Source organism: Stenotrophomonas sp. 57 (assembly GCF_030291075.1).
In the GTDB taxonomy this organism is placed as follows: domain Bacteria; phylum Pseudomonadota; class Gammaproteobacteria; order Xanthomonadales; family Xanthomonadaceae; genus Stenotrophomonas.
Map to the genome: position 1 here is coordinate 3,342,523 of NZ_CP127407.1, position 20,646 is coordinate 3,363,168.

Annotated in this window: 13 protein-coding genes; 2 read left to right on the forward strand and 11 right to left on the reverse strand. The window is 68.6% G+C overall.

Features of this window, described 5'->3' with window-relative positions:
* Positions 1-103: 103 nt before the first annotated feature.
* From QP512_RS15445 to pilG, 7 genes are all read right to left on the reverse strand, one after another.
* A complete protein-coding gene (locus QP512_RS15445) occupies positions 104-568 on the reverse strand; it encodes a chemotaxis protein CheW (RefSeq protein ID WP_286069506.1) in 465 nt (154 codons plus the stop codon).
* Entirely contained in the window at positions 565-1,893 is a 1,329-nt protein-coding gene (locus tag QP512_RS15450; protein WP_286069508.1) for a chemotaxis protein CheB, read from the reverse strand. The genes QP512_RS15445 and QP512_RS15450 overlap by 4 nt, the downstream gene beginning before the upstream one ends.
* On the reverse strand, positions 1,880-8,494 hold the full coding sequence (locus tag QP512_RS15455; RefSeq protein ID WP_286069510.1) for an Hpt domain-containing protein: 6,615 nt from the start codon (positions 8,492-8,494) through the stop codon (positions 1,880-1,882). Before QP512_RS15455 ends, QP512_RS15450 begins: the two co-directional genes overlap by 14 nt.
* Positions 8,495-8,593: 99 nt before the next feature.
* Positions 8,594-10,630 carry a methyl-accepting chemotaxis protein gene (locus QP512_RS15460; protein WP_286069512.1) on the reverse strand — a complete coding sequence of 679 codons (2,037 nt, stop codon included), beginning with the start codon at positions 10,628-10,630 and terminating at the stop codon, positions 8,594-8,596.
* A 41-nt stretch (positions 10,631-10,671) separates the two neighbouring features.
* Positions 10,672-11,202 carry a chemotaxis protein CheW gene (locus tag QP512_RS15465; protein WP_049431795.1) on the reverse strand — a complete coding sequence of 177 codons (531 nt, stop codon included), beginning with the start codon at positions 11,200-11,202 and terminating at the stop codon, positions 10,672-10,674.
* Complete coding sequence (locus QP512_RS15470) at positions 11,202-11,564, reverse strand: response regulator (RefSeq protein WP_005410717.1); 363 nt, start codon at positions 11,562-11,564, stop codon at positions 11,202-11,204. The genes QP512_RS15465 and QP512_RS15470 overlap by 1 nt, the downstream gene beginning before the upstream one ends.
* Positions 11,565-11,582: 18 nt before the next feature.
* Positions 11,583-11,984, reverse strand: a complete 402-nt coding sequence (gene pilG, locus QP512_RS15475; protein ID WP_005418455.1) for a twitching motility response regulator PilG — start codon at positions 11,982-11,984, stop codon at positions 11,583-11,585.
* A gap of 240 nt (positions 11,985-12,224) precedes the next feature.
* On the opposite strand from pilG, the gene gshB reads away from it, so the two are divergent.
* Complete coding sequence (gene gshB, locus QP512_RS15480; RefSeq protein WP_286069516.1) at positions 12,225-13,172, forward strand: glutathione synthase; 948 nt, start codon at positions 12,225-12,227, stop codon at positions 13,170-13,172.
* Positions 13,172-14,056 (forward strand): energy transducer TonB, encoded by an 885-nt coding sequence (locus tag QP512_RS15485; RefSeq protein ID WP_286069517.1) that lies wholly within the window; start codon positions 13,172-13,174, stop codon positions 14,054-14,056. Before gshB ends, QP512_RS15485 begins: the two co-directional genes overlap by 1 nt.
* Positions 14,057-14,312: 256 nt before the next feature.
* Here QP512_RS15485 and tsaB read toward each other — a convergent pair whose 3' ends face one another.
* The 4 genes from tsaB to mrcB form a co-directional block, all read right to left on the reverse strand.
* Positions 14,313-15,026 (reverse strand): tRNA (adenosine(37)-N6)-threonylcarbamoyltransferase complex dimerization subunit type 1 TsaB, encoded by a 714-nt coding sequence (gene tsaB, locus QP512_RS15490; protein WP_286069518.1) that lies wholly within the window; start codon positions 15,024-15,026, stop codon positions 14,313-14,315.
* 9 nt (positions 15,027-15,035) lie between these two features.
* On the reverse strand, positions 15,036-17,084 hold the full coding sequence (locus QP512_RS15495; protein WP_286069519.1) for an ATP-dependent DNA helicase: 2,049 nt from the start codon (positions 17,082-17,084) through the stop codon (positions 15,036-15,038).
* A gap of 556 nt (positions 17,085-17,640) precedes the next feature.
* Positions 17,641-18,177: a tetratricopeptide repeat protein gene (locus QP512_RS15500; protein ID WP_286069521.1), complete on the reverse strand. Its 537-nt coding sequence runs from the start codon at positions 18,175-18,177 to the stop codon at positions 17,641-17,643.
* Positions 18,174-20,603, reverse strand: coding sequence for a penicillin-binding protein 1B (mrcB, locus tag QP512_RS15505; RefSeq protein WP_286069522.1), 2,430 nt, complete (start codon positions 20,601-20,603; stop codon positions 18,174-18,176). The genes QP512_RS15500 and mrcB overlap by 4 nt, the downstream gene beginning before the upstream one ends.
* Positions 20,604-20,646: the final 43 nt, after the last annotated feature.

Here is a 20,646-nt window from a genome sequence, read left to right on the forward strand (position 1 = left end):
TAGGCTCGGCTCTACAGGGCCCGCGCCAGATTGCAGTTTCCTTGTAGAGCCGAGCCATGCTCGGCTCGGTGCCGGTCGGCAGCCGGCACTACCGTTTGGTAGATCAGGCCGCCAGCGAATCCAGTGCGGCTTCCAGCGCGTCCAGGTTCGGCAGCAGCGCGCTCTGCTCACCCAGCAGCACGCGCATGTGCACGATCTGCGGCAGGGTTTCCTCGGAGGCATCAGCCAGCAGGCCATCGCGCGGCACCGAGATCAACTGCGGGAAGTTCTGCGTCAGCAGCGCGTAGTACGGGCGCTGCGCGTTGCCGCTGAGCGCCTTCAGCACCACCACCTTGTTGTGACCGCCTGCCGCTTCCTCACCCAGTCCGGACAGGCGCGCGAACGACACCAACGGCACCTGCCAGCCATGCCAGCCGATCTCGCCGACCAGCCAGCGCGGCGCATCGGCGACCGGCTGCACCGGCACGCGCGACATCATTTCGGCCACGGTGGCATTGGGCAGCAGCACGCGCTCGTTGCCGGCCTGGATCAGGACGCCGCGGATTTCGTCATTGCTGGCATAGCTCATGGTGCGTCTCCGTTGTCGTCCTGCTCGCCCCAGCGCGCGGCGATGGCCTGCGCCAGGTCCTGCGGTTCGCCGGCCACCATGCCGGCAGCCACCACGGCCGTCGCCGCGGCGGGGTCGTAGCAGCCTTCCCCGACCTGGCCGGCCACCCAGGCACCGGCCGCCGCAAGGTCCAGTGCCGGCCCGACATGGGCCAGGTCGGCGCCGCTGAGCAGCACCAGTGCCGTGTGTTCGGCAGGCAGCGCGGCAAGCGAGATGCCCTGTGCATCGGTGAGGAAATGCAGGCCATCGCTGGCCACGCTGACGCCGATGTCGTCGGCCAGCACATGTACCTCGCCGGGAACCGCACGCTGGCCGGCTTCGGCCAGCTGCACCGGCAGCGGCGACACGCGGGCCATCTGCTTGACCAGGTTGCCGTAGCGGCCGCCATCCAGGCGCATGTGCACCAGCACCGGCACGCTCAGCGACGACGGCAGCGCACCGAGCAGGCGACGCAGCGCATCCGGGCCACCAATACCTGCCAACACCAGCAGCGATCCTGCGCGTGCACCGGCAGGCGCGGCGGCATCCAGATCGACCAGGCTCAGGTGATCGGTATCGAACGACGGCAGCGGTGCTTCCATCGCCGCGATATGGGCGGCGGGCGCCGGCGCATCGGCAGCGTCCTCGACCAGCGACCACGCGGTGTGATCGAAAGAGACCGGCGGTGCCGGAGCGGTTTCGGGCGGCATGGGCCGCGGCGCGGCCTCCAGCGGCTCGGGCACGACCGGCTGCAGTGCGGCCAACGCCTGCTCCAGGGCAATCGGTTCGTGCAGCTGCGCCGGCGGCGCGTACAGGCCGTCCGCCGGCACCTCGTCAGCCCAGCTCAATGCCTGGTCCAGATGCGGCCGCAGCGCTTCTTCCTGCGGGGCCGGCGGTGGTGCCGGGTGCCCCGGTTCCAGCTGCAGGGCGGGTTCGTCTTCGGCACCCGGCGGCAGCACCTGCTGGTGACCATGCAGCTTGGCGGCCAGATGACGGCCCCAGCGCTGCGCCTCCCAGCCATCACGGCGGGCCGCCAGTTCGGCTTCGTCGAAGACCAGGGTCAGGCCTGGCGCGGACAGCACGGTCTCAAGCCGTTCCAGCGCGTCTTCGATGGCCGCCTCCAGCGCGATCACCACGATCTGCGGCTGGGCGTCCTGCAGCAGCTGCGGCTCCAGCCCGTTCGGGTCATCTTCCAGCACCAGCTGCACATCTGCATGCGACAGCGCTTCGCGCAGTCGCTCGCGCGCTGCACCGGGGCGGGCCAGCAGGGCGACGGCCGGGGCCGGATGGGTTTCACTCACGGACACGGGCGATCCCCAGCAGGTCGTACACGTTACGCATCAGGTCCAGTTCCTGGTACGGCTTGCCCAGGTAACGCTGGACACCGATCTCGAAGGCGCGCTGGCGGTGCTTGTCGCCGCTGCGCGAAGTAATCATCACGATCGGCACATCCTTGTAGCGCGGGTCGGCACGCATTGCGGTGGCCAGCTCGTAGCCATCCATGCGCGGCATCTCGATATCCAGCAGCATCAGATCCGGTACGCGCTCTTCCAGACGCTCAAGTGCTTCCACGCCATCGCGGGCGACACTGACCTCGAAGTTGTGGCGTTCGAGGATGCGGCCGGTGACCTTGCGCATGGTCAGCGAGTCGTCGACCACCATCACCAGCGGCACCTGGCGCTCCTGGCGCGGCGTGCTGGCCAGCACCGGCAGTGTCGGGTTGGCCAGGAAGCGACGCACCAGCGGTGCCACGTCCAGGATCACCACCACGCGGCCATCGCCGGTGATGGTCGCACCATAGATGCCCGGCACCGAGGCGATCTGCAGGCCGACCGGCTTGACCACGATTTCGCGGTTGCCCAGCACCTGGTCGATCGCCACGGCGGCGCGCAGGTCACCGGCGCGGACCAGCAGCAGCGGCACCTGGTCCTGGCCATCGGCACGGGCGGGCGCCTGCCCGACCAGACTGCCGAGGTCGTACAGCGGATAGTCCTCGCCACTGTAGCGATAGCTGCTGTCGGCGGCTTCGAAACGTTCGCGCGACAGGCGGCCGATACCACTGACCGAGGCCACCGGCACCGCGAACGTGGTTTCGCCGATCTGCACGAACACCGCCTGGGTGACGGCCAGCGTCTGCGGCAGGCGCAGGGTGAAGCGCACGCCCTGGCCACGCACCGACTGGATGTCGACCGAACCACCGAGCTGGCGCACTTCGTTGCGCACCACGTCCATGCCCACGCCGCGGCCGGCCAGCTGGCTGACCTGGTCGGCGGTGGAGAAACCGGAGGCGAAGATCAGGTTGTCCAGTTCCTGCTCGCCCGGCTGTGCATCGGCCGCCAGCAGGCCACGGTCGATGGCGCGGCGACGGATCGCTTCGCGGTCCAGGCCGGCACCGTCGTCGGCCACTTCCAGCACGATTTCCGAGCCTTCGCGGTGCAGGCGGATGGCAATCTCGCCTTCCTCCGGCTTGCCGGCGGCACGGCGCTGTTCCGGCGCTTCCAGGCCATGAGCCACCGAGTTGCGCAGCATGTGTTCCAGCGGCGCGACCATGCGGTCGAGCACATTGCGGTCCAGTTCCCCGTGAGTGCCTTCCAGGGTCAGGTGCACCTGCTTCCCGGTATCCATGCCGGATTGGCGGACCACGCGGCGCAGGCGGGGCACCAGGCCATCGAACGGCACCATGCGCGCGCGCATCAGGCCGTCCTGCAGTTCCGAGCTGACGCGCGACTGCTGCTGCAGCAGGGAGTCGTACTGGCGCGACAGATCGTCCAGCACGCCCTGCAGGCCGCCAAGGTCGGCGGCGGACTCGTTCAGCGCGCGGCTGAGCTGCTGCAGGGTGGAGAAACGGTCCAGCTCCAGCGGGTCGAACTTCTGGTCAGCCTGGTCCTGCTCGCGCTGGTAGCGGGCGACAATCTGCGCTTCGGTTTCCAGGTCGAGGCGGCGCAGCTGGTCGCGCAGTCGCGCATTGGTGCGCTCCAGTTCGCCCATCGCGCCGCGGAATGCGCCGAGCTGCTGTTCCAGGCGCGAGCGGTAGATCGCCACTTCACCGGCATGGTTGACCAGGCGATCCAGCAGGTCGGCGCGCACGCGCACCTGCTCCTGCTGCGGACGGGCGAGCGGGTCTTCTTCGACCGCACCTTCGGCCGGCAACGGCGCCGACAACGGTGCGTCGGCCACGGCGAGCGGCGGCGGCGCGGCGGCCTGCACCGGCGCCACGTCAGCCGCGCCGGTCGCCGCCCTGGCTGCAACCGCGATATCGGTGGCGGTGCGTACCTCGAAGGCCTCCACCAGATCCTGCGCCGGTTCAACCACGCGGTGCGCACCGGTGCGCGTCAGCAGCTGGTGCAGGCGATCGAAACCGCGCTCCAGCAGCTGCACATCGCGGCGTTCGATTTCGGTGCGCCCGGCGGCCACCGCTTCCAGCAGCGATTCGATGCTGTGGCCCAGATCGCCGATGGCGTTGATGCCGGCCATGCGTGCGCCACCCTTCAGGGTATGCAGGTCACGCTGCAGGCCGGCAAGTACTTCGCGATCCTGCGGCGCATCGCGCAGCTCGCTGATCAGGCCATCGCAGTGGTCGAGCAGGTCCTTGCCTTCCTCGACGAAGATGTCGACCAGCTCGCGGTCGTACACGCTGAAGTCGAGCGCATCGGCACCGTCCGCGCTGTCTTCCAGAGCGCCGGCTTCATCGTGGGTCGGCGCGTTGGCGGCGGCTTCGGGCTCGATGGGCGCTGCATCGGCATGCGCCGTGCCCTGCCCCGGTGCGTCTTCGAGTTCGAAGAAGCGCATCGGCTCATTGGAGGCCTGCGGCGCGTCCGCAGCGATCTCCTCATCCACCGTCGCCGGGGACGGCTGGCCAGCGCTCTCTCCTTCGCCGACCGCCGCCTCCCCGCCGACGTCCGCATCCATGGCGAAGGCTTCCGCCTCGCCCGGCGCGAGTTCGCTGGCCTGCAGGCCGAGCACGGGCCATTGCCCGTCGTCGGCCGGGGCCTGCTCTTCGTCGATCACGTGCAGGCCGGCCTCGAGCGCGGCTGCCAGCGTGACCGGTTCTGCAAAGCCCGGCGCAGCCATTTCATCCTGCAGGCTCGACAGCCCGCTGTCGAGTGGCAGTGCAGCAGCGTCGTCGAAGACGTTGCCGTCGGCATCGTCCAGGTCCAAGGGCTGCAGCGTATTCAGGTCGATCGCGTCAAACTCCGCGGATACCGGCATCTCATCCGCGTCGCGGTCGTCCACCGGCAGCGCGCTGGCATCGAGGTACGGCGACAGGTCGTCAGCCACGGTCAGATCGGCGCTGTCGAGCACCGCGCTCGACGGCTCAGCAGCACCGTCGTCCGCTGCGACACCCGGCGCGCGCTCGTCCGGCTGGATCGATTCAACCGATCCGGTATCCGGCGTCGAGGGTTCGCCCTCGCCCGGCACCAACGGCCATCCGGCATCGAAGTAGCGCGAAAGATCATCGCTGGCGGTCAGCTCACCCACATCACGCCCGGCGTCGGTCGCCTCCGGTACCCGGACCTCGGCCGCGCGCAGCTCTGGCTCCGGCTCCGGCCCAATAAATCCGGTCACTGCATCGTCGGGTGCCGGTGACAGGGCATCGGTTGCGTCGGGCGCAGCGTCGAACGCGGGTTCGGCTTCCAGCGCCAGATCCTCTTCGTCCTCTTCCAGCCCGACCATCGGCCAGCGCGCTTCCGGCAGTTCCCCGGCCAGCGCCTGCAGGCGCTGAACCAGTGCTTCCTGCGGCGCGATCCGCGGCTGCTCGGCCTGCAGTGCTTCCATGGTCGCGGTGATCGCCTGCGCGGTCGCGTCCAGTGCAGCCACGCCCTCGTCACCAGGCACCACATCGGCGGCCAGCGCACGCTTGATGTAGGACTCGGCACCGCCGGTGACCGCGGTGATTTCCGGCACTTCGGTCATCGCGAAGGCGCCGTTCATGGTGTGCACCGCGCGCAGCAGCGCATCGCTCACCGGCTGCGGCGCCTGCTGCGCCGAGCGCAGCCAGTCCTGCAGGGTCGCCTGGTGGACTTCCACTTCAGCTTCCAGGATCTCGCGCAGCACGCTGTCGATGTTGGCCGGCGTGCCCGGCAGCTCGGGCGCAGCGTGATCTTCGGCCTGCACCGATGCGACGGCTTCGGCTTCGAGGATGCGGCTGATCTCGTCCTCGCCGTCGGCTTCGACCAGCGGGGCGGCGGGGGCGGCCGCAGCGGGCAACGGTACGTAATAGGTTTCCTCACCCGCACCGACGCGATCAGCAATGGCCTGCATCGCCTGCAGGTCCACGCTGATCCGCTGGCCATGGCGCAGTGCGGCGTTCAGCTGCGGCAGCGCGGCATGCGCGTTGTCGACCATGGCCAGCACCGCCGGTGTCGCCGGGCGGCTGCCGTCGAGCACGCGATTGAGCATGCCCTCGATCTTCCACGCAAACTCACCCAGGGTGCGTGCACCGACCAGTCGGCCACTGCCCTTGAGCGTGTGGAAGATACGGCGGATCGGCCGCAGCCGGTCCATGTTGTCCGACTGCATGCGCCATGCCGGCAGCAGCGTTCCGAGGTTGGCCAGTTCGTCGTCGAACTCTTCCAGGAACACCTCGCGGATGTCCTCGTCGATGTTCTCGGCATCGTCGTCGAACCCCGCCTCGAAGCCTGCTTCTGCACCGTCCGCGTCGCCCACGGCGACCGGCGCTTCCGCATCGGCCGGCGTCGCGGTTGCCTGCGGATTGAAGTCCGCGGCGGCCGCGCTCAGCTCGGCAAAGAACTGCGCGTCGGCTTCGCTGAAATCAATCGGCGCGATGGTGTCGATGTCGATCACCGATACTGCCGCTGCCGGCGCATCGGCAAGCGGTACGGGCATGTCCAGCGCCGCATCCACTGCGGGGGTGTCCGCTTCTGCAGCCACCGGCGCGTCATCCACCGCCGCCGGCGCGGTGGCATGATCGAGCTCCAGCGCGGGATGCAGCGCGGCGGCGTCCAGCGACAACGTTTCCATCGCATGCAGCGACAGCACGTCGTCGGCATTGTCCAGCGCATCGGCGTCGAAACGAAACACGACGTCGTCGTTTGCAGAAACCGCATCATGTTCGGCGGCCACGGGGTCGAACACCGGCGCGGCATCCGTCCCGGTATCGATGGCCAGCGTCGCGTCGACGGCGTCCCCGACGTCGAGGCCGGTTGTCGCATCGGACTGCACTGGCAGAGTTGCCTCCGACAGCGTCCACTGTGTGGCGGCCCCCTGCCCTGCATCGAGCTGTTCGAAACTGACCGGATCGAAGCTGGCAAACGTCGGACTGCGCTCATCGTCCGCTGGATCGAGCGGATCGGCCTCCGGATGGAACGATGCCAGATCCCATTGCGGGACCTCGGGTGCAGGTGCACTGGAAGCGGCAAAGACCAGCGGTGCATCCGACTCGTCACGCAGCGACAGCGGCGCGGAGGCGACGGATCCCAGCCCACCGAACACCAATCTGTTGTCCGCCGCTGCCGGCGAAGGCGTGGCCGGTGGCGGATCGAAGGTGAAGTCCGGCAGCGGTACCGGCACATCGCCGGGTGCCGGCGCGGCCGGCCGTACCGCGATCTCGATGGGCTCCGGCTGCAGTGCCTCGACCTGCAGCACGACCGGCTCGCGCTCGATCGACGGCGGCGCAGACGCGGCCGGCTCGGCGGCATCGCGGTCCGGCAGCGGCCAGTAGCGCAGCGCCTCAAGGCTGCTGCGCGTGATTTCAAGGATGTCCTCGCGCCCAGGACGGCGGTCGCGCAGGGCTTCCAGGTAGTACTCCAGGCTGGCCATGGCATCGGCCAGGGTGTCCAGCTGGCGGCCACTGGGCACGCGCTGGCGGCCGATCAGCTCGGCCTCGATGTACTGCTGCACGCCGCGCAGGTAATCGGCCGCGGTGCCCAGGTCGAGCATGCGCAGCGCACCGGCAACGTCACCCAGCAGGCGCGGCACGTCCTGCAGCTCGGCATGGTTCCAGCTGGTTTCGATGAAGGCGACGAAGTGCTCGCGTGCCGCAGCGAAGTTGGCGATGGCTTCATGGGCCAGCACCTCTACCGTGCGCCGGTTCTCCACGGCGCTCGGATCGTCCTCGCCACTGCCGCCAGCGCCCAGATGGGCCACCTGGTCATCCAGCGAGGCATCCACGTAGAGCAGCGCACCGGCGATATCCAGCAGCAGGTTCTCGTCGATCTGCTGGCGGCCTTCGACCACGCCACGCAGCGCGTCGCGCTGCTGCACGACCACGCCACGGGCCACGCCCAGGCCCATCATGCCCAGCGTATCGGCCACCGCCCCCAGTTCGTTGGCCTGGGTCTGCAGCTGTTCCGGGGCACCGCCGGTACGCAGGTGCAGGTCCAGCGCATCCTTGATGCGCAGCAGTTCTTCCTTCACCGCACTGCCCACGGTATCGAGCAGCTCGCGGTTGCGCCCGCTCAGGCTGCCACGCGCGTGGTCCAGCTCGGCCTCGGTGGCGGTGACGCTGTCCGGCGCGAAGGCCAGCAGCACGCTGTCATGCACGCCTTCCTCGCCACGCGCGGCGCGGATCTCGTTGAGCAGCGGCATCAGCACGATCGGAATGTCGCGATGACCGTTCTGCAGGCGCTCCAGGTAGTCGGGCAGCAGCACGCTGCCGCGCATCAGGGTCGCGCACGCTTCATCGCGATCGGACACGCGTCCGCCGCCAATGGCGTTGGCCAGCTGCTCCAGTTCTTCGGCCACCATCGCCGGGGCATACAGTTCAACCATGCGCAGGGTGCCCTGCACCTGGTGCAGGTAGCCGGCGCAGATGCGCATGCGGCTGGCGTCGGTCGGGTCTTCCGCGTAGTACTCGACCTCGTTGCGCACCTGGCGCAGGGTCTCGTCCAGCTCGGGCTTGACCCAGCCCAGCGCTGCGTGGCTCATCGCATCGCGCAGACTGTTCATGGACGCGCTCCGTTCGCCGCCGCGCGGAGGCCGCGCGAGTTCTGACGTGGGGAATGGAAATGCTTCATCGAGGGGTTCCTTGCTCGCCGCCTGCCCGCGTCACGCCGGCAGCTTGAAGTCGGCGACCGAACGGCGCAGGTCCGCCGCCAGCTGCGCGAGGTGGCCGATCGATTCGGCGGTCTGCCCGGCACCCTGCGAGGTCTGGCCGGTGATCTGCCGGATCACGCCCATGGTACGGGTGATGTCCGAGGCGGCGGCCGACTGCTGCTGGGCGGCGATGGAGATGTTCTTGATGAGGGTGTTCAGTGCATTGGACACGCGCTCGATTTCGGTCAGCGCGGTGCCGGCGTCCTCGGCCAGGCGTGCACCGGACACCACTTCGGCGGTGGTCTGTTCCATCGAGGTGACCGCTTCGTTGGTATCGGCCTGAATCGCCTGCACCAGGTTTTCGATGCGTCGGGTCGCGCCGGAGGTACGTTCCGCCAGTCGCTGCACTTCGTCGGCCACGACCGCGAAGCCGCGGCCCGCTTCACCGGCCGAAGCCGCCTGCACCGCCGCGTTCAACGCCAGGATGTTGGTCTGCTCGGAAATGTCGTTGATCAGTTCCACGATCGAGCCGATTTCCTGCGACGACTCGCCCAGGCGCTTGATGCGCTTGGAGGTCTCCTGGATCTGGTCGCGGATCTGGTCCATGCCCTGGATGGTCTCGCGCACCACGCCTGCACCCTCGGCGGCGATCACCACCGAGCGCTGTGCCACGTCGGCCGACTCGGCCGAGTTGCGCGACACCTGTTCGATGCTCGCCGCGATTTCGCCGATGCGGTCCGAAGCCGAAGTGATCTGGTTGGCCTGGTGGCCCGCCGCCTCTGCCAGCTGCATGGCGGTGGCCTGGGTTTCCTGGGTGGACACCGCAACCTTGGCCGAGGTGTCGTTGATGGTGGTCACCAGGTGGCGCAGCTCGTCGACCGCGTAATTGATTGCGTCGGCGATGGCGCCGGTCATGTCCTCGGTCACCGAGGCCTTCACCGTCAGGTCACCTTCACCGAGCGAGGAAATTTCGTCCAGCAGCCGCATGATCGCCTGCTGGTTGCGGCTGTTGAATTCCACCTGGGTCTGGTAACGCAGTTCCTGCTCGCGCGAGCGGCTGCGCACGTTGGTGGAGACGAAGCCGATGATCGCGATCAGCGACAGCGCACCAGAGACCACGCCGATCCAGAAGTTCGGGAACAGGCGGGTATCGGACACCGAGCCGAACGAGGAGAACGCTTCGAACAGCTTGCGGCTGTCGTCAAGCATGTGCGCCGACCCCTGGCCCAGCGCGGTGGCGGCCGACTGCGCGGCGAACAGCTGGCGCGAGCTGGCCAGGATCGCATCGGCGTCCTGCTTCATCGCCTGCCACTTCTGCTGGGACTGTTCCAGCGCAGCAATGGCGGCGGCGCCGCGCACGGCGGTGATGCCCAGTTCCTCGTTGCCGTTGCGCAGGCCGTCGAGCACCTGCGAGAACACGGTGATGTCGCGCGCCAGCGCATCGCCGGCAGTCGCTGCGGCACTGCCACCGGCACGCATCTCGGTCACGCGGCGCGCCATCGAACCGGCTACCACGACCTGCTGCAGTGCGCTGTACACCTGCGCCGACGGTGCGCCGGAGGCGGACATCGCGCGCACCAACTCGTTCAGCTGGGCCTGCAGGCCCGGCACCGCGCCGCTGAAGTTGTTGGCGTTGCCGGCCAGCGCCAGCACCGCCGGCTCGCTGGCGACCAGCTGGCCGGCCTGCTTGCCCAGCGGCGCCCAGGTTTCAGCCAGCGTGGTGATCGCGCCGGACACGCCCGGTTCCTTGCCGTAGCGCCCCTGCAGGATCGATACGTTCTGTTCGATCGCGTTGCGGGTCGCCTTGAAAGCGGTGAACGCCTGCGCGTTGCCGCCGACGGCATCACGGCCCTGGTTGGCCAGCTGCTGCGACAGCACCTGGAGGTCGGCGGCCTTGGAGCCGGCATCGGCCAAGCGGCTGCCCTGCCAGGTGGCGACGCCGGTGTTGACGCCGAACAGGATCATCGATGCCAGCAGCAGGAACAGCCAGAGGTTGCTGCCGCCCAGCCGCAGCTTGCCGGATTTGGTGGCGTCCGAAGCAGTACTCATCGTTCAACCTCGATCTTCAATGCAGGGGGCGATGCCCGGCCTCAGGCCGCGGCTTGCCGGAATTCAGGGGTGCGCGACAGCAGCGAGAGCGAGAACACGCCCCAGTCATGGCCGTCGGCATGGAAGGCGCGGTCAACGAAATGGCCGTAGCGCCCTTCGGCAAGCATGCCGGCTTCGATCTGCTGGTCCAGTTCGAAACTGCGCTGGCCGAACAGCTCATCGATGGTCAGCGCGACGTCGCCGCCGGCCTGGCGCATGATCAGCACGCGCTGGCCTTCCTGCTGCACGGTACGCGTGCCTTCCAGGAAGTACTTCAGGTCGACCACCGGGAACAGGTTGCCGCGCAGGTTGCCCACGCCCAGCAGCCACGGCTGAGCGCACGGCACCGGGGTGACCGGCGGCATCGGCACGATTTCCACCACTTCGCGGAAATCGGACACCAGCCGACGCTGCCCGACGCGGTAACCCACGCCACGCCAGAGGTCCTGCGCGAACTGCCGCTCGGGCAGCTGCACCGCGTGGGCCAGGCTGCGCCGCTCGTAGGCTTCGAGGATGTCGAAGGGCGAGCGCATCAGGCCACCAGCTCGTTGATCCGCGCGATCAGTTCATCCTCGCGCGGCGGCTTGACGATGTAATCGGCCGCGCCCTGGCGCAGGCCCCAGGCCTTGTCGGTTTCCATCGCCTTGGTGCTGACGATGATCACCGGGATGTGCTTGATCGCTGCGTCACGGGCCATCGCCCGGGTCGCCTGGAAGCCGCTCATGCCGGGCAGGACCACGTCCATCAGCACCAGCTGCGGCACCTGGTCGCGCACCAGCTGCAGTCCATCCTCGGCGTTGTCCGCTTCCAGCACCTCGTGGCCGGCACGGCGCAGCCACTGGGTGAACACCGCGCGGTCGGTCGGTGAATCCTCGATCAGAACGATACGAGCCATTGTGCCTTTCCCCCCTGGTCAGGCGTTGACGTATGTGCGGATGGCACCCAGCAGTTCTTCACGCGTGAAAGGCTTCGTCAGGTATTGCTCCGAGCCGACGATGCGTCCCCGCGCCTTGTCGAACAGGCCATCCTTGGACGAGAGCATGATGACCGGGGTCGCCTTGAACAGCTGGTTGCCCTTGATCAGCGCGCAGGTCTGGTACCCGTCCAGGCGCGGCATCATGATGTCGACGAAGATGATCTGCGGTTGCTGGTCTGCGATCTTCGCAAGCGCTTCGAAGCCGTCGGTGGCGGTGACCACCTCGCAGCCTTCGCGCTTGAGCAGCGTTTCCGCAGTCCTGCGGATGGTCTTCGAATCATCGATGACCATCACCCGGAGTCCTGCGAGTTCCCCGCCCGCAGTCGTGTTTTCAGTCATTGCCTATCCCCAAGCGCACGGCCCGATCTCAGGCGGGGGCCGCTACGAAAGCGTATCTATATCGCACTTTCCGCGCCCGCTTCAAGGCCGCCCCATGGCGCAGGGCATGGCACCCTCCTGAACGTGACGGGTTTCGCAATGAGTGCGCGGGCGCCGGGCGGACGCAGCGTTGCAGTACGGCGGGGAGGCGCGCGACCGGCGTTGCCGCTACCATCAACGCCTTGCCTGACAGGTGCGCCCATGCCGTTGAACGTCATCGTGGTGATGGACCCCATCGCCCACATCAAGATCGCCAAGGACACCACCTTCGCCATGCTGCTGGAAGCCCAGCGCCGCGGCCATGCCCTGCACTATGTGCGCCCGGGCGGCCTGGCCCTGGAGGGCGGCGTGGCGGTGGCCCAGACCGCACCATTGCAGGTGCGCGACGACCCGGCCGGCTGGTATGAGCTGGGCGCATTCAGCCGCACCGAATTCGGCCCCGGCCAGATCGTACTGATGCGCAAGGACCCACCGGTCGACGCCGAGTACATCTATGACACCCAGGTGCTGGATGTGGCCGCAGCGGCCGGCGCCTGCGTGGTCAACAACCCGCAGGGGCTGCGCGACTACAACGAGAAGCTGGCCGCGCTGCTGTTCCCGCAGTGCTGCCCGCCCACCCTGGTCAGCCGCGACGCCAAGGCGTTGAAGGCCTTCGCCCTTGAGCATGGCCAGGCCGTGCTGAAGCCGCTGGACGGCATGGGCGGGCGCTCGATCTTCCGCAGCGGCCAGGGCAACCCGAACCTGAACGTGATCCTGGAAACGCTGACCGACGGCGGCCGCAAGCTGGCCCTGGCACAGAAGTTCATCCCCGACATCACCGCCGGCGACAAGCGCATCCTGCTGGTGGACGGCGAACCGGTGGACTACTGCCTGGCCCGCATTCCGCAGGGCGACGAGTTCCGCGGCAACCTCGCCGCCGGCGGCCGCGGCGAAGGCCGCCCGCTGAGCGAGCGCGACCGCTGGATCGCCGCCCAGGTTGGCCCGGAGATGAAGCGCCGCGGCATGCGCTTCGTCGGCCTGGACGTGATCGGCGATTACCTGACCGAGGTCAACGTGACCAGCCCGACCTGCGTGCGCGAACTGGACGCGCAGTATGGCCTGAACATTGCCGGCACCCTGTTCGACGCGCTCGAGGCCGGCCTGCGCTGATGGAAGCCGCACCTGCCGTCCTGCCCCCGGCGCCGCGCGAAGCGCAACGGCTGGGGGCGACCATCGCGCTGTCGGTACTGGTCCACGCCCTACTGATCCTGGGCGTGGGCTTTGCGGTGAAAGGCGATGCGCCGCTGGTGCCGACGCTGGAGGTGATCTTCAGCCAGACCCGCACCGCGCTGACGCCGAAGCAGGCTGATTTTCTTGCCGCCGCCAGCCAGGAAGGCGGTGGCGAGGATGACCGCGCGCAGCGCCCGCGCGACAACCAGGCCGGCATCGTGCCGCAGGCGCAGTCCGGGCTGAGCCCGGTTCCGCAGCAACAGCAATCGGCCGCGCCGGTTCCGCCGCCGCAGGCACGGGTGGTCAGCAGCCGCAACGGCCAGGACACGGTGGCACAGGCGCAGGCTCAGCCCACCCCGGAACGCCCCGAGCCGGACGCACCGTTGACCGCACGCGAGCAGCGCGACGTGGAGATGGCGCGGCTGGCGGCTGAAGTGCACCTGCGTTCGGCGCAGTACGCCAAGCGTCCGAACCGCAAGTTCGTGTCGGCCAGCACGCGCGAATATGCCTATGCCAATTACCTGCGCGCCTGGGTGGACCGTGCCGAGAAGGTGGGCAACCTGAACTATCCGGACGAGGCGCGGCAGCGCCGCCTCGGTGGCCAGGTGGTGATCAGCGTGGGAGTGCGCCGCGATGGCAGCGTGGAGAGCAGCCGGATCCTGCGTTCGAGCGGGACGCCGTTGCTGGATGAGGCGGCGCTGCGGGTGGTGAAACTGGCGCAGCCGTTCCCGCCGTTGCCGAAGACCGAAGACGAGATCGACATCCTGCAGGTGACCCGCACCTGGGTGTTCCTGCCGGGCGGCACCCTGCACGACGACCGGTAGGGGTTCGTTGCCCGGGCCTGCGGCCCGGGACCCGCTGCAAAGCCAGAGCAACGGCAACAGCCAAAGCAGCGGTCGGGATGTTGGGCTTGGCGGGGCGGTGTGGGCTTGCAGGACACGCCGTAAACCCCCCTCTGGGGTCCGGCCCAGCCGCTGGCGGCTGGGCCGGACCCCAGAGGGGGACTTGCAGCGCCCCCTGCGCAGCCCACCCGCTCGGACAACCTCACGAATCCGCGATCAACGCCCCGCCACGAGGGGCTCAGCCGTTGGCCTTCGCCTTCGCCTCACGCGCGGCCTGCTGCTCGGCCAGGGTCAGTGCCACGTTGTCACGCAGGTACGCGGGCTCGACCTTCTCCGGCGCAATCGCCTCGCCACGCGCGAACGCCGGCACCGCGAGTGCCAGCACGTCCGACGCCCGCGGCAATGCCGTGGCATCGAATCCACGAAGGCCGCTGCCCAGCTGCGCCACCAGCGCGCCGTCGGCCGCACCGAAGCCGGTGCCCACGCCATAGGCCGACAAACCTTCCGGCAACGCCACTGCATCCGGTGCGCACACACGCTCGCCGTCGCGCGCGACCGGCAGGCCGTCAACACGCTCGAAGCGCGCAACGTACAACTCCCCCATCCGTGCGTCGATCGCCGACAGGATCTGCGTTTCTTCTGCCGGTGCCCGCAGCGCCAGCACCTGCAGCGTCGATACCGGCAGCAGCGGACGGTCCAGCGCCAGTGCGATGCCCTGCGCGATGGCGATCGCCAGGCGCACGCCCGTGAACGCACCAGGGCCGCGGCTGAGCGCGATGCCGTCCAGCTGGCGGCGGCTGATGCCGGCTTCGGCCAGCAGCGCCTCGGCCCACGGCAGGCTCAGTTCGGCATGCCGGCGCGGGGCGATCTCGAAGCGTTCCAGCACCTGCCCATCGACATGCAGGGCAACGGAACAGGCTTCGGTGGCGGTTTCAAAGGCGAGCAGTTTCATCGGATCAGGTCAGAACAGGGGGAACGTGGCACCGGGCGCCGGTTCCGGGCCCGCCGGCGGGGCGGTGGCTGGAACGGCATCATCGGCCACGGGCGCCCATTGTGGCGTAAAGAAGGCCTGCACATCGGCCAGGCTGCGGGTGCGGCGGAACGGCGGCAGTGAATCGAGGAAGACCCGGCCGTAACCCCGATTGAGCAGGCGCGGGTCGCACAGCACCAGCACACCACGGTCGCTCTCGCTGCGGATCAGGCGGCCGACCCCCTGCTTCAACGCGATCACCGCCTGTGGCAGCTGCTCGTCGCGGAACGGGTTGCCGCCCTGGCTGCGGATCGCCTCCAGACGCGCCTCGTACACCGGGTCGTCCGGGGCGGCAAAGGGCAGCTTGTCGATCATCACCACGCTCAGCGCTTCGCCGACCACGTCCACGCCCTCGCGGAAACTGGCCGAGCCCAGCAGTACGCCATTGCCCGATTCGCGGAAGCGCTGCAGCAGCGTCGCGCGCGGTGCCTCACCCTGCACGAACAACGGCCATGGCCCATCGCGCAGTGCCTCGGCAGCCTCACGCAGGGCGCGATGCGAAGCGAACAGCAGGAACGCCCTGCCCTGCGATGCCTGCAGCACCGGGCGCAGGCTCTGGATCAGCGCGGTCCCGAAACCACGCGCGGCCGGATCAGGCAGGCCTTCGGGCAGATAGCACAACGCCTGCTCCGGCCAGTTGAACGGGCTGGGTTGGACCAGCGTATGCGGATCATCCAGGCCCAGGCGCGTAGCGATGTGATCGAAGCCCCCGCCAACGGTCAGCGTCGCCGAGGTGAAGATCCATGCTGCCCGGCTGCGCTCGCGGTGTTCGCGCAGCGGGCCGGACACATCCATGGGCGTGCGTTGGCAACGGAACCCGCGTGGTGTCAGCTCATACCAGAGCACATCGGCAGCACCTGCCGCTTCTGCAGGATCGGTATCGAAATCCAGTGTGGGCTCGTCTTCCCCCAGCCAGCGGCTGAGCCGCGAAACGGCCTCGCGCGCACGCGCATGGCAGGCATCGAGGCCGGCAGCCGCCTCGCGCAGCGGCTGCAGCGCCTGCTCCAGGGTCACCAACCCCGCCATCACCGCATCGAATCCGTCCCGCACCTGTGGCATCGCCAGCGCTCGCCATTGCGTGCCACGCGGGGGCAGCCCTTCCATCGCCGCGCGCAGCGCCAGCAGCGACTGCTGCAGCTGGTCGACCGGTTCCTGCAGCGCCGACTGCGCGCCGCCTACGCCGCGCGCTTCGGCCAGGCAGTCGCGACCCAGTTCCTGCCACGGGCGCATGCCGAAACCTTCGCCGAAGAACTGCGCAGCCAACTCGGGCAGCTGATGCGCTTCGTCGATGACGAAGGCCTGCGCCCCCGGCAGCAACTCGCCAAAGCCATCCTGCTTCAGTGCCAGGTCGGCCAGCAGCAGGTGATGGTTGACCACCACCACGTCTGCCGCCTGCGCGCGCTGCCGCGCACGCACCACGAAGCAGTCTTCCCAGAACGGGCAGTCGGTGCCCAGACAGTTGTCGACAGTGGAGGTGACCATCGGCAGCAGCGGTGAATCATCGGCCAGGCCGTCCAGTTCGGCGATGTCACCGAATTCCGAACGACCGGACCAGGCCAGGATGCGCTGGAACTGCGCGGCCTGTTCCGGGCTGGAAAAACGCGGCTCGCCGCGTGCCTGCTGCAGGCGGTAGCGGCACAGGTAATTCGCCCGCCCCTTCAGCAGCGCGCTGCGCAGGCCGACACCGAGCGCCTGGCGCACGCGCGGCAGATCACGGTGGTAGAGCTGGTCCTGCAGCGCGCGGGTGCCGGTGGAGATGATGGTACGCAGGCCGGACAGCAGGACGGGCACCAGATAGGCGAAGGTCTTGCCGGTGCCGGTACCGGCCTCGGCCAGCAACAGATCGCGCTGCTGCAGCGCGTCGGCGATGGCCTCGGTCAGGCGCAGCTGTGCGGGACGCGGGTTGAAGGCATCCAGGTGCGAGGCGAGCGCGCCGCCGTCGCTGAGGGCTTCGCGGCTGGCATGAACGAGGTCGGACATCAGAGGGAAAGGATACCCGGCCGGGCGCTGCCCGGCACCCGTTTCAAGCCAGAGCACCCGCAAAAGCAAAAGCAACAGCAACAGCAACAGCTTGGTTCATGGCTCTGGGTTTCTACGTGCTGGGCGGGTCGGGAGGGGCAGGCAGGACACGCCGTAAACCCATCCCTGGGGGCTCGATGGCGCCATCCATGGCGCCAACGGTCCTGCCTGCCCCTCCCGCCCCACCCTCGACAGTTTCCCAGTGACGGATGCGCGCGCGGCGCAGCGTCGAGCTTGCTCAACTGCCATTTCAGAAGCGGTTGGTGGAACGGGGAAGGAAAAGGAAAGTGGCAAGTGCGCGCAGCGCGCGCCCCGCTTTTGATCTTCTTTTTCTTTTCCGTGGCTGGACGCACACGAAAACTGTCAGAGGCCGGGCGGGGTGGGTTCGCGGGGGTCACTTCAGGGACGGGTTCACGGCGTCCCCCGCGAACCCACCCCGCCCGGCCAAGCGCGGCTTTTGCTTCTGGCTTCAGCGACCCACCCACAGTCACGAGGGGCTGCGCCGTTGGCCGAAAACTCAGTACCGCTTGATCCCCGGCACGGTGCAGCCTTCAATCTGCGCATGCGCCGACACCGCATTCTCCTTCTCACTCCGCGCCAGGCGCGACTGCTCGATCGTCGCCCAGTGCCGGCGGCACAGCGGCCCCGTCTTCGAGCCGAGGTCGACCGCCTTGCGTGCGAACGTCTCTGCCTGCGCCCACTGCCCCTGCAGCAGCGCCAGCTCGGCACGTTCCTGAAGCACCGCCGGATCACCGGCCACGATCTCCAGCGCATGGTCCAGGCTGCTGGCAGCACCCGCCAGATCGCCGGCCTGGCGCTGCGCCTGCGCGGTCACGCGCAGATCTTCCACCTGCGAGTCACGCAACGGCTGCACCGACAACTCCTTGTCGTCCGGGCCAGCGGCCGCGTCCACGGCGGCCAGGCGCTGCGCCGGCGTGGTGGTATCGACCGGCTTGACCACCGGCGGCGCGCTGGTCACGCAGGCGGCCAGGGCCAGGCTGAGGCCGGTCAGGGCCAAGGGCTGCAGCAGGGATCGCATGTTCATCGGCATCATCGGCTTGGGGGAGGAGTGGCGGCGGCAGGTTCGGCGGGTGTATCCGGTTTGCGGTCCAGGCCGAACCAGCTGCGCCAGCCACCGCCTTCACCTTCGGCACCGCCCTGCCCGTCCGGCGGCACCGCCGGCGCGCACGGCGCATACGCTGGCGCGTAACCGACCACGAACGGGAAGCGGCGGGCGCCCGGGCAGCCTTCATCGGTCGTGTTGAGGCCGGTGGGCGCCACCGACTGCCAGTCCAGCCCCTTGTTGCTGACACGCAACGGTGCGCTTGGCAGGCGCTGGAAGATGCCCGACCAGACCCGCATCGCACCGGTGGCGCCGTACAGGCCGGCCTGCTCGTTCTGGTCGTTGCCGATCCAGATCACTGCCAGGTGATCACCGGTGTAACCGGCATACCAGCTGTCACGGCCATCGTTGGTGGTGCCGGTCTTGCCAGCGGGCTGCAGGCGACCCAGGCCATCAGCATTCAAACGCTGGGCAGTACCGCTGGCGACCACCTGCTGCAGGCCGACGCTGATCAGGTTGGCGGCAATCGAATCGCCCTCCTGCGCCGGTGCCGGGGTCTTGTCATAACGCTTGAGCAGCTTGCCCTGCGGATCAAGCACGCCACGCACCGCATGCAACGGCTGGATCTCACCACCGGATGCCAGGAACTGGTACAGCTGCGCCATCGCATACGGGCTCTGGTCGGTCGACCCGAGGATCACCGCCGGATTCGCTTCGGCCTTGATGCCGGCCAGCACATGGATCAGCTGGGTCACCCGCTCCGGGCCGACCTGCATGCCCACGCGCACCGTGGCCTGGTTGTAGGAATGGGCCAGCGCGTCGATCAGGCGCACCGTGCCATGGCTGCGGTTGTCCGCATTGCCCGGGCTCCAGTTGCGGCCACGGCCGAGCTGCACGGTCACCGGTGAATCGTCGACCCAGCTGGCCAGCGAGTAGCGGTCCGGCTGCGCCAGCGCGAGCAGGTACACGAATGGCTTCAGCAGCGAGCCGACCGGCCGCTGTGCCTCGATCGCGCGGTTGAAGCCCACCTCGGAAACTTCACGGCTGCCGATCACCGCCAGCACGTCACCGTTGTGCACGTCGGTCAGCACCATGCCGGCCTGCAGTTCAGGGCGACGCTTGCTTTCCAGCGACTTGATGGTGCGGGTCACCGCGCCTTCGGCATAGGCCTGCGCGGACGGCGACATACCGGTCATCACGCTCAGGCCCGCGCCCTGCAGCGCCGATTCCGGATAGTCATGGCCAAGCTGGCGTCGGACGAGGTCCACATAGGCCGGGAAGCGGTTGGCTGCGACCAGGCCCGGGGTCTTCGGTACGCCCAGCGGTGCCTTCAGCGCACGCTGGTACTCGGCATCGTCGATCAGCGTAGCCTCGTGCAGCTTGCCCAGCACGAAGTTGCGGCGGTCCAGCGCCCGTTCCGGGTTCCGTCGCGGGTCGTAGAAGGACGGCCCCTTGACCAGGCCGATCAGCAGCGCGATCTGCTCGGTTTCCAGCGACTGCAGGTCACGGCCGAACCAGAACTCGGCCCCGGAGGACATGCCGTGGATCGCCTGGCTGCCGCGCTGGCCCAGGTACACCTGGTTGAGATAGGCCTCGAAGATGGTGCGCTTGTCGTAGCGCGCTTCCATGATCAGCGCGTACAGCACTTCGTTGAACTTGCGGGTGATCGTCTGCTCCTTGCCGATCCCGAGCAGGCCGCTGCGGGCCAGCTGCTGGGTCAGCGTGGAGGCGCCCTGGCGGCTCTGGCCACCGGAGCGGATCGTCACCCACACCGCGCGCGCAATGCCGGACAGGTCGATGCCGTGGTGGCGATTGAAGTCCTTGTCCTCCACCGCCTGCAGGCCGGTCACCAGCAGGTCCGGCGCCTCATCCATGCGGATCAGGCGGCGTTCTTCCTGCTTCTGGCCGTACAGGGTGGCGATGCGGGCCGGGTCCAGCCGCGCGGCCTTCAGCGCCTTGCGGTCGCCGGCGTCGCGCAGCGAGCCGACCGCTCCATCGGACAACGACAACTCAAGCCGGCGCGGGGCAACCCGGCCATCCACATCGTTGTAGCCACGGCTGGAAATGACGAAGCGCCCGCCGTTCACCGCGTAGGTGCCCGGCTCCTTGCCCTGCCCGTCATCGCGGTAGGCGGATGCGGCGAGCTCGGTCTTCAGGGTCGCCGCGTCCATCGCCTTGCCGGGCGTGAGCACCAGCGGGCGTGCGTACACGCGGGTCGGGATCTGCCAGCGAAGTTCGCCGAAGCGCTGGGTCACCTGTTGGTTCAGGTACAGCGTATAGGGGATCAGGAAACCCAATCCCAACGCGACCACAGCCATGCTCCAGGTGATCAGCCGGCGCCGCCACAGCGGGCCGTTGTCCTGCTGGTCGTCGTCGTCGAAATCGTCGATGTCGTCGGAATCGTAGCGTCGGGGCACGGGAATGCGAGAATGTAGAGTCTGGCGAGTCTACCCCAGCCAC